8 protein-coding genes are annotated in these 10,482 nt (G+C 71.2%); 2 read left to right on the top strand and 6 right to left on the bottom strand.

The features are described from left to right. Positions 1-127 precede the first annotated feature (127 nt). The gene (locus B7W94_RS14905) at positions 128-1,078 is read left to right on the top strand and encodes a hypothetical protein (RefSeq protein WP_085607378.1); all 951 of its coding nucleotides are present in this window, start codon (positions 128-130) and stop codon (positions 1,076-1,078) included. 2 nt (positions 1,079-1,080) lie between these two features. Here the strand turns inward: B7W94_RS14905 and B7W94_RS14900 are convergent, their stop codons facing one another. Further along, the gene (locus B7W94_RS14900) at positions 1,081-1,743 is read right to left on the bottom strand and encodes a GntR family transcriptional regulator (RefSeq protein WP_085607376.1); all 663 of its coding nucleotides are present in this window, start codon (positions 1,741-1,743) and stop codon (positions 1,081-1,083) included. Between the two features lie 74 nt (positions 1,744-1,817). On the opposite strand from B7W94_RS14900, the gene B7W94_RS14895 reads away from it, so the two are divergent. Beyond that, complete coding sequence (locus tag B7W94_RS14895) at positions 1,818-4,652, top strand: FAD-binding and (Fe-S)-binding domain-containing protein (protein ID WP_085607374.1); 2,835 nt, start codon at positions 1,818-1,820, stop codon at positions 4,650-4,652. A 58-nt stretch (positions 4,653-4,710) separates the two neighbouring features. Here the strand turns inward: B7W94_RS14895 and B7W94_RS14890 are convergent, their stop codons facing one another. The 5 genes from B7W94_RS14890 to B7W94_RS14870 all read right to left on the bottom strand — a co-directional run bounded on the left by B7W94_RS14890 (position 4,711) and on the right by B7W94_RS14870 (position 10,450). Beyond that, positions 4,711-6,060, bottom strand: a complete 1,350-nt coding sequence (locus B7W94_RS14890) for an alpha-L-fucosidase (protein WP_085607372.1) — start codon at positions 6,058-6,060, stop codon at positions 4,711-4,713. After that, a complete protein-coding gene (locus B7W94_RS14885; protein WP_301178381.1) occupies positions 6,057-7,604 on the bottom strand; it encodes a M81 family metallopeptidase in 1,548 nt (515 codons plus the stop codon). The genes B7W94_RS14890 and B7W94_RS14885 overlap by 4 nt, the downstream gene beginning before the upstream one ends. Positions 7,605-7,669: 65 nt before the next feature. Beyond that, positions 7,670-8,644, bottom strand: coding sequence for an ROK family protein (locus B7W94_RS14880; RefSeq protein WP_085607368.1), 975 nt, complete (start codon positions 8,642-8,644; stop codon positions 7,670-7,672). Then, positions 8,641-9,555: a carbohydrate ABC transporter permease gene (locus B7W94_RS14875; protein WP_025103274.1), complete on the bottom strand. Its 915-nt coding sequence runs from the start codon at positions 9,553-9,555 to the stop codon at positions 8,641-8,643. The genes B7W94_RS14880 and B7W94_RS14875 overlap by 4 nt, the downstream gene beginning before the upstream one ends. Continuing rightward, entirely contained in the window at positions 9,545-10,450 is a 906-nt protein-coding gene (locus B7W94_RS14870) for a carbohydrate ABC transporter permease (RefSeq protein ID WP_025103273.1), read from the bottom strand. The genes B7W94_RS14875 and B7W94_RS14870 overlap by 11 nt, the downstream gene beginning before the upstream one ends. Positions 10,451-10,482 lie beyond the last annotated feature (32 nt).

Raw genomic sequence — 10,482 nt, 5'->3', positions numbered from 1 at the left:
GTCAGCAACTCCGTTCGAGACACACACCGAGCGTTCCAGCGACCAGCCCAAACCTTTGGGAGACAGGCCACTAGGCTCGGGGATGCCTCGGCGGGGTCGCCGGGCACTTTCGGGGGAAAGGACAACCATGGCCGAGAACGAGCAGACGTCTTCCGCCGCGCCGCGTCGTGCCACGACCGGCGCCACGACCGGCGAACCGCCCGCGGGCTGGACGCCGAGCCCGGAGGCCAAGGCCTCCGCGACGCGCTTCCGCATCATCGCCGCGGTCCTCTGGGCGCTCGCGATCGCGGGCGAGGCCGTCGGCATCTTCTGGCTCCTGCGCCAGCGCGAGTTCGTCGACGAGGGCGGCGCGCTCGTCCGCGATCCGGACACCGGCCTCCTGGAAGAGCAGGGAGCGACGGCGCAGTTCCCGCAGTGGGCGTTCATCGCCCTGCTCGTCCTGCTGGTCGTGATCGCGGCACTGTCGATCATCGGCTCGATCCTGTGGAAGAAGGCCAACACCCTCGACCCGGCGCGGCGCGCGGACGGGACGCGGTTCTTCGTCCAGAACCAGCTCGGCGCGATCATCGCGGTCGTCGCCTTCCTCCCCCTGGTCATCCTCATCTTCCTGAACAAGGACATGGACAAGGGACAGAAGGCGACCGCCGGCATCGTCGGCATCGTCCTCGCCGTCCTCGCCGCGATCGTCGGGACGAGCTTCGCCCCGCCGTCCGTCGAGCAGTACACCGCGGACCAGTCCGCCGTGATCCAGCTCCTCGGGGCCGATGAGGTCGTGTGGGTCGACGGCGGCAAGGTCTATCACGTCTGCGACGAGGTGCCCGCGATCCAGACCGGCAGCGAGATCCGCACCGGCACCACCTCCGAGGCCATCGAGGCGGGGAAGATCCGGCTCACCCTGCAGTTCGCGTCCGAGCTGCGCACCTGCGGCCTGGCGGTGCCCGAGAATGCCGACGAGATCACCGAAGCCCTCCGCGCGATCCAGGCCGGCCAGGTCGACACGCCTCTGCCTGCTCCGGTCTGGGCCGACCCGACGGATGCCCCGATCCAGATCGAGGACGCCCCCGCCGACGCGGGCTGACGTCAGGAGGCGCCCAGGGCCTCGACGAGACGATCCTCCGCCGAGGCGAGGTGGGCACGCAGCACCGCGGCCGCGCGCTCCGCGTCCCCGGCGGCGACGGCCTCGAGCATCTCCGCGTGCTGCGCGGCGATGAGTTCCGCGTCGAGGAGACGCCGCCCCTGCACCTGCGCCATGCACAGCCGCACCTCGTCCAGCACGCTCCGGTACATGCGACTGGTGCGCTCGCTGCCCAGCGCATCGATGAGGGCCGTGTGGAAGCGGAGGTCGGGATCGACCGTCGCGGGATCGGGGCCCGGTGCCATCGCCTGCAGCTCGGCGTTCGCCGCCACAGCGGCCGCCGGCACGGCGGCGCTCTCCGCCAGTTCGCGCAGCGCCGCGCTCTCCAGCCGGATCCGCGTGCGGTAGACGTCGCGAACGGTCTCCGCCTCGATGCCGACCACGCGAGCCGTGCGATGCGCCGTCCGCACGAGCAGCCCGCTGGCCACCAGCTGCTCGATGGCCGCTTTCGCGCTGGGACGGGCGACGCCGTAGGCCTGGGAGACCGCCGCCTCGGTGAGCGGCTCCCCCGAGCGGATCTCGCCGGAGAGGATCCGGGTGCGCAGCTGTCCGGTCACGGCGTCGACCACGCCGACCACGCCGAGGGGGCGCTCCGCGATCGAGGTCATGCGGAACAGTCTAGTGAGGCGTCCGTCGTTCAGTACACTTGTCTGACAATCTTCGAGCGGAGCAGAGGAGCACCGTGCCCACCACCCTCGACCACCCTCTCGACCCGGCGCTGCTGGGAGCCGAGACGCAGGTCCACGCCCGATCCATCGACCGGTTCGCCCGCGCCCACGACGCCTCGCATTACCTGCTCGTCCCGGACGCGGTGCTCTCCCCCGCGGACGCGGACGGCGTCGCCCGCGCGTTCACGGCGGTCCGGGCGGCCGGGCGCACGCTCACGTTCCGCTCCGGCGGCACCAGCCTCTCCGGACAGGGCATCAGCGGCGACATCCTCGTCGACACGCGCAGCCACTTCCGTGACATCCGCATCGAGGACGACGGCGCCGCGGTGCGGGTCGGCCCCGGAGCCACCGTCCGGCAGGTGAACACCCGGCTGGCCCGGTACCGCCGCAAGCTCGGGCCGGATCCGGCCAGCGAGATCGCCTGCACGATCGGCGGTGTCGTCGCCAACAACTCCAGCGGCATGGCCTGCGGCATCACGGAGAACTCGTACCAGACGATCACCTCGATGGTCGTCGTGCTCCCCAGCGGGACGATTCTGGACACCGGACGCGCGGACGCCGCGGACGTGCTCCGCGCCGCGGAACCCGCCCTGTTCGCCGGACTCTCGTCGCTCCGGGAGCGGCTGCTCGCCTCGCCCGAGAATGTCGCCTTCCTCCGACAGCAGTTCTCGATGAAGAACACCATGGGCTACGGACTGAACGCCCTGCTCGACTTCGACGACCCGGTGCGGATCCTCGAACACCTCCTCATCGGATCGGAAGGGACCCTCGGCTTCGTCGCGGAGGCCCGTTTCCGCACCATCGAGGTGCGCCCCGCGATCGCCACCGGTCTGCTCGTCTTCGATACGCTGTCGGCGGCGATGACCGCGCTCCCCGCTCTCACGGAGCTCGGGCTCGCGACGATCGAGCTCCTGGACGCCGCCTCACTGCGCGTCGCCCAGGGCCTGAGCGACGTCCCCGCCGCGATCTCCGAGATCGACGTCCAGGGCCACGCCGCGCTCCTCGTCGAGGTGCACGCCGCCGACGACGAATCCCTCGCCGTCGCGAGCGCGACCGCGCAGGCGCACTTCGACGCCCTCCCCCTTGCCGTCACTCCGCGACTGACCACGGATGCGGCAGAGCGCGCCGCGCTGTGGCACGTCCGCAAGGGCCTCTACACGGCGGTCGCCGGAGCGCGGCCGTCCGGCACGACCGCCCTCCTCGAAGACATCGTCGTCCCCGTCCCCCGGCTGCTGGCCACCTGCGAACGCCTGATCGAGCTCTTCGCGGAGCACGGCTACGAGGGGTCCGTCATCTTCGGGCACGCGAAGGACGGCAACGTCCACTTCCTGCTGAACGAGCGCTTCGACGACCCCGACAGCGTGGCGCGGTACCGCCGCTTCACGGACGACCTCGTCGAGCTCGTCCTCGCGCAGGAGGGATCCCTCAAGGCTGAGCACGGCACCGGCCGCATCATGGCGCCGTTCGTGCGGCGGCAGTACGGCGACGAGCTCACCGACATGATGTGGGAGATCAAGCGGCTGTTCGATCCGGACGGCGTCCTCAACCCCGGCGTCGTGCTCTCCGACGACCCGGACTCCTATCTGCAGGACCTGAAGCGCGTGCCCACGGTCGAGCGGGAGGTGGACCGCTGCGTCGAGTGCGGCTACTGCGAACCCACGTGCCCGAGCAAGAGCATCACGCTCACACCCCGGCAGCGCATCGTGCTGCGCCGGGACATGGCCTGGGCCGAGGAGCAGGGCGACACGACGCTGCTGCGGGACCTGCGCGCGGACTACGACTACGACGGCGTGCAGACCTGCGCGGTCGACGGCATGTGCGGCGTCGCGTGTCCGGTGGACATCAACACCGGCGACCTCGTCCGCCGCCTCCGCGCCGAGCAGGAGAACGCCGTGGAGGGGGCCGCGTGGGGAACGGCGGCGAAGCACTGGAGCACCGTCACGCGCGCCGGGGGCGTCGCCCTGACGGTCGCCGACGCGCTTCCCGTCCCGCTCGTGCGCGGCGCGACGCGGATCGGACGGGCGGTGCTCGGCGCCGACACCGTGCCCCTCTATGACGGCGGCCTCCCCCGCGGCGGCACTGCTCCGGCGCGACCGGTGTCCCCGCCCGATGCGCAGGCCGTCTTCTTCGGCGCCTGCATCGGCACGATGTTCGGCCCGGAGGACGAGGGCCCCGGCTCCCGCGACGCCCTGCGCGCGCTGCTCGACCGCGCCGGGATCGCCGTCGTGGTCCCCGAGGAGAACGGCGGGCTCTGCTGCGGGACGCCGTGGAAGTCCAAGGGACACCTCAACGGCTATCGCCTCATGTCGGACCGGGTGCTGGCCTCGCTCTGGGACGCCAGCCGCCACGGGGAGCTCCCGGTCGTCTGCGACGCCGCCTCCTGCACCGAGGGCCTCGACGTGATGCTCACCCAGGCCGTCGCCGCCCATCCGGAGTACGCCGGTCTGCGCATCGAGGACGCCACCACGTTCGTCGCGCGGGAGGTGCTGCCGCGCCTCTCCGTCGATGCGAAGCTCCCCTCGATCGCCGTGCACCCGACCTGTTCGACGACCGCGCTCGGCGCGACGGGCGCGCTGACAACGATCGCTGCCGCCGTCGCCGACGAGGTCTTCGTGCCCGACGGCTGGGGCTGCTGCGCGTTCGCCGGCGACCGAGGAATGCTGCACCCCGAGCTCACCGCGAGCGCGACGGCGCAGGAATCGGCCGAGGTCTCCGCGGCCGATGCGGCCCGCGGCGGCTTCGACGCCTTCGTGTCGGCCAACCGCACCTGCGAGATCGGCATGACCCGCGCCACCGGCCGCCCGTACCGCCACGTGATCGAGGTGCTCGAGGAGCGCACGCGCCCCTAGTCCAGCGACGAAGGGCCCCCGTCGGATCACCGACGGGGGCCCTTCTGCGGCGCCTGTGTCAGGCGCCGTGCGCGGTGAGCACGGCGACCGGAGCCTCGCGGAGTCCGGCCGGGATCACGATGCGGGTCGAACCGCCGTCCGCGGACGTCTGGGCCGGAGTCCCGTCCGCCCACGACAGCCCAGCGCCCGCGAGCTCGGACGGCAGCTCGAACTCGCCTGCCGCCGGGTCCAGCGCGTGCACGTGCACCGCATCCGTCGACGTGGTGTAGCGACGAGGAGCCCCCGTCCGCTCCCCCATCCGCGTCCAGGGCCGCGTGCCGTAGATCGCCGCGCCGTTCACGGCCAGCCAGCCGCCGAGCTCCTGCATCGCCTTCCGCTGCAGCGCCGGAATGGACCCGTCCGCCGCGGGGCCCACGTTGATGAGCAGGTTGCCGTTCTTCGCGACGACGTCGACGAGGAGCCGGATCAGGGCCGCCCCGGAGAGCGAGTGCCGCTCGTCCTCGGCCTGGTTGAACCCGAACGAGTAGCCGAGCCCGCGGGTCGACTCCCAGGGCTCGGGGATGATGTCCGGGATGTCCGTGTATTCGCGGGTGAGGAAGCCGTGGTACGGCACGCCCCACCGGTCGTTGACGACGCCGTCCGGGACGGCGTCGAAGTAACGCCGCAGCAGTGCGGCCACGGCGTAGTCCTCCGTGCCCTTGCCGCCGTCCGGCCACTCGATGTCGTTCCAGAGCACGTCGGGCGCGAACCGCTCCACGAGCTCCTCGAGCTGCGCGGCGGCGTACCGGGAGAAGGGGGCGTCGTTGCGACGGAACCGGAACAGGTCGGTGTCCGACTCGATCGGCGGGAAGTCGCTCACGTGCCAGTCGAGCGCTCCGGAGTAGTACACACCGAACCTGGCTCCGGCCCGCCGCGTGGCGTCGTGGAACTCGGAGATGAGGTCGCGACGAGGGCCGCGCGCGACGGCGTTGAATCCCGTCGTGGCGGTGTCCCACAGACAGAACCCCTCGTGGTGCTTGGTCGTGGGCACGACATAGCGGGCCCCGGCCGCGACGAGCTCGCCGACGAAGGCGTCGGCATCGAACGCGGCGGCGTCCCATCGGTCGGCGAGGTCCTCGTAGGAGGTCCCGGGTCCGTAGGTGCGCTGGTGGCGCTCCCACGTCGGGCTGCCCGGGATGCGGACCGTGTTGCCGTACCACTCCGCGTACTGGTGCCACGCATAGGCGTCCTCGGTGGGGATGTTCGCGCCCTCCCCGTGCTGCACGGCCCACGCCGGCACGGAGTACAGGCCCCAGTGCACGAAGAAGCCGAGCTTGGCGTCGCGGTACCAGTCCGGCACGCCGTTCGCCGGGTAGACCGGGGCCGCCGCACCGAAGTCGGGGCCGGTGCGCTTCTCGAAGTTCATCATGATGCCGTGTCCTCCTCGTCGGCGCCGCGGCGCACGACCACCGCGGTCAGGTCGGGGTCGCCGGTCGTGTCGAACGGGAACACCCCGGGGCGCAGGCGATGGTGTCCGAGGCGGAGCAGGTCCTGGTCCACCCCGCCCGGGGTGAGCGCCAGCGTCCATCCCGCCGCCAGCTCGTACAGCTCCGGCTCCAGGTAGCCGATCTTCACGACCACGACGTCCGCCGTCGTCGGCTCGAGCCCCAGCATCCGGAAGTCGGAGAGATGGTGGAAGGGCTTGCGGCGCGCGGTCACGATGGCGTGCAGCCCGCCGACAGCGATCACCACCTGGGTGCCGGCGTCCGGGTCGCCGTCGGTGACGGAGAACACCGTGCCGGTGATCTCGACCGGTCCGTGGGGCCCGGAGTCGACCGCAGCTCCGGCGGACAGCGTGACCGTCGCACCGACGCCCGCCTCCACGGCTTCGGCGACGGCCCGCGAATCGAAGATCGAGGCGACCAGCGTCGTGTGCGTCCCGTCGGTGAGCTCGGGTCGCTGGAGCAGCTGGGCGAGGGTCCAGGTCACATCGCCCGCTCCCCCGGCCGTCGGGTTGTCCCCGGAGTCGGAGATCACGTACGGACGCGGGGCTCCGGACGCCAGAGCCTCCTCCAGTGCGTCGTCGAGGCTTCCGGTCTTCGCGACGAAGACGAAGTCCTCCCGCGCCTCCCAGAACATCCGGGCCACGCGCTCCGCCTCCCGGGCGATGACCTCCCGGTCGTCGCCGGTGACCACGACGTAGGCCTGGCAGCGCGGCTCGTCCGCCCACGCGTAGCCGATCCACACCGAGGCGTCGACGACACCGGGCAGGGCCTCGATCCCGGGGAGCTCGGCATAGATGCTCTGCGCGGGTTCCAGCCGCGTACTCGTCTTCTCCCCCGGTAGCAGCACCGGAACGGGCACCCAGGCGGTGAAGGGCCGCCGCGCCTGCACGTCGCCGCCGTGCGGGCCACGGAGACGGTCGAGCAGGTTCCACACCGCTCGCTCCTTCGTGTTCAGCCAATCCTCGTGCGGGGCCATGCGATAGCAGGTGAGCAGATCCACCGCGTCGCGCAGCGTCTCCGACACGTTCCCGTGCAGGTCCATCGACGTGGAGACGAGGGTGTCCGGCCCCAACGCCGAGCGCACCGCGAGGGCCAGATCGCCCTCGGCATCGTCCATCCCGACGACGCTCATCGCGCCGTGGATGTCGAAGAAGAAGCCGTCGAACGGCCCCTGCGCGCGGATCCCCTCGACGAGCGCATCCTTCATCCGCTGGTAGGTGTCCGGGTCCACGGCGCCGCCGGGCAGCGACCGACCGTGGGTGAGCGGGACCCACTCCGCGGCCTCGGCGAGCTCACGCCCGGCATCGAGGAACGGGTAGTACGCCCGCAACGCGTCGCCGGTCCGGATCGTGAAGGCCTCGTCCCCGGAGATGTGCGGGGAGAACGTGCTCGACTCGATGGAGATGCCGCCGATGCCGATCCGGGGCCGCGCGAGCCCGCCCTCGGCGAGCGGCGGCAGCGGACCCATCCAGATCTCGTGGGCTTCCGGGCGTGCGGTCACGGTGCTGTTCTCCTCTGCGGTCGCAGTCGTGGTCAGGAAACGGGGGCGAGGGCGCGCCGGGCGCTCTCGATGGCGCCGAGCGCGACGGCGTCGGCGCCCAGGACGGCGGGGACGATGCGCAGCGCGATGCCGGACACCGGGGCGTCGGTGCGAAGGGTTCGCTCGATCGACGGCGACAGGAGGTCCCAGGCCGCCGTGACCCCGCCGCCGACGATGGCGGTCGGCAGGTCGAGGAGCGTCGCCGCACTGGCGCAGGCGAGAGCGAGCGCACGCCCGGCGTCGTCGAACACCGCGCGGGCGTCGGCGTCGCCGACCCTGGCAGCCTCCGCGACCTCCCTGGCGTCATTCACCGGACGGCCGGTGCGCTCCGCGAAGCGCCGGGCGATCGACGTCCCGGAGGCCAGGGTCTCCAGGTGGCCGGTCTGCCCGCAGGTGCAGACGAGATCGCTGTAACCGGGCGTGTGCCCGATCTCCCCGGCCGCGCCGTGCGGGCCGTGGTGCAGCTCCCCGCCGATGACCAGCGCGCCGCCGACGCCCGTGCCGAGCATCACACCGAGCACATCGGGCACGCTCGGACCCGCCGCGGCCGCTTCACCGAGGAGGAAGGCGTTCACGTCGTTCTCCACCCGCACCGGGACGCCGAGGCGCTGCGCCAGCTCCGGGCCGAGCGGGAAACCCGCCCAGTCCGCGAACAGGGCGGACGCGGCGCGGATGGTGCCGCTCTCGTGGTCGATGACCCCCGCGGCACCCACCCCCACCGCGGCGACCGTGACACCGGCCTCGGCCGCGAGCCGCGCGACGAGACCGGCCGCCGCATCCGCCATCGCCGCGCCGCCGACGCTCGCGGGCGCCGGCACGCTTCCGCGTGCGAGGACGGCTCCGAAGGCGTCCACGACGAGGGCGGCGATCTTCGTGCCCCCGATGTCCACCCCCGCCAGCGCCAGGTCGGCCGCGAGGCCCGTGGTGGTTCGTCGAGGGTCGTCCGTCTGCTGCCCGACCGCGCTCATCGTCCGCCCAGCCCGGCCATCGCGATGCCCTTGACCAGGTGCTTCTGCAGCACGATGACGAGCAGGGTGGTGGGGATCATCGAGATGATGGCGGCGGCCATCTGCAGGTCCCAGCGGGTGCCGGTGAGGCCGGCGAAGCTCGCCAGACCGACGGGCAGCGTGCCATGCGCGTTGTAGTCGACGGTGACGATGAGGGGCCAGAGGTAGCTGTTCCAGAACGAGAGGAACGTGAAGACCGCGAGCACGGCGACCGCGGACTTCGACAGCGGCAGGATGATCTGCAGGAACGACCGGACGGGACCTGCGCCGTCGACACGGGCCGCCTCCTCCAGTTCGTAGGGGATGCCGCGGAAGAACTGCCGCATCAGGAACGTGCCGAAGGCGCCGAACGCGAAGGGCAGGATGAGCGCCTGATAGGTGTCGACCCAGTTGAACCACTGCATGACCTGGAACATGGGGATGACGAGCACCTCGGCGGGCACCATCAGCGTGGCGAGGAAGAGGACGAACACCGCGTCCCTGCCCTTCCACCGCAGGCGCCCGAACGCGTATCCGGCCGTGGTCGACACCACCAGCACGACCAGGGTGCCGCCGATCGCCACGATGAACGAGTTCATGATGTACGTCAGGAACGGTCCGTAGGCGAAGACGTCGACGAAGTTGCTCCAGCGGATCTCGGAGCCCACCAGGGTCGGCGGCATCGAGAACATCTCCGAGTTCGGCTTGAGGGCCGAGAAGAACGCGTAGACGAGCGGCGCGATGAAGATGAGCGCCGCGACGTAGATGGTGACGTGCGCGAGGATCAGCCGGGCACGCGCGCCGGGCGTTGTCGCCGCGCCGCGGGCCCGCTCCCGCTCGCGCTGACGCCGCGGGGCGGTGCCGGTGGGCCGGACGAGGGTCTCAGTGCTCATAGTGCACCCACTTCTTCTGTGCGGCGAACTGGATGCCCGTGATCGCGATGATGATCGCGAAGAGGATCCATGCGGCGGCGGCGGCGAGCCCGAGGTCGCCGAACGTGAAGCCCTGCTCCCAGATGTACATCACGAGCGGCTTGGTGGCGTTGCCGGGGCCGCCTCCGGTGAGCATCTGCGGCTGGACGAAGACCTGGAGCGAGGTGATCATCGTCATGATCGTCGCGAAGAAGATCGACGGCGAGATCATCGGGATGATGATGCTCCAGACCCGCCGGAACCCCTGCGCACCATCGATGCTGGCGGCCTCCAGCACGCTCTCCGGGAGCTGCTCGAGGGCTGCCGAGAAGATCAGCATGTTGTAGCCGAGACCCTGCCAGACGCTCATGACGACGACCATGATCATCGCCCAGTTGGGGTCGGCGAGGAAGTTCGGCAGCTCGATGCCGAACCAGGTGACCGAGAGGCCGTTGAAGAGCCCCTGGGGCTGCAGCATCATCTTCCACACCAGGACGTTCGCGACCATCGGGGTCACGACGGGGATGAAGAAGAGGACGCGCAGGGCACCGCGGCCGCGGATGCGGGGGCCGAGTCCGAGGGCGAGCACGAGCGAGAGAGCGACGCTCAACGGCACGTACAGCAGCGTGTACACGGCCGAGTTCCGCAGCGCGGGCCAGAAGTCCGGGCTGCTGGTGAACAGCTTGACGTAGTTGTCCACCCCGTTGAAGGTGCGTTCGCCGAAGGTCGGCCAGTCGAACACGCTCATCACGATCGACAGCCCCACGGGCACGATCGTGAACAGGGCGAGGCCCACCAGGGCCGGGCTTGCGAAACCCAGCGCCTGGCGGCCCTCGACCTTGGCGAGCGATCCTCGACGTCTCGTCGTGATCGTCATCTCGTCGTCTCTCTCTGTTACTGCTGTGCGGG

This window comes from Microbacterium sp. LEMMJ01, assembly GCF_002114135.1.
Classification (GTDB): Bacteria; Actinomycetota; Actinomycetes; order Actinomycetales; family Microbacteriaceae; genus Microbacterium.
The sequence above is the reverse complement of the archived record's forward strand: the minus strand, read 5'-3'. Positions and strand labels throughout refer to the sequence as shown.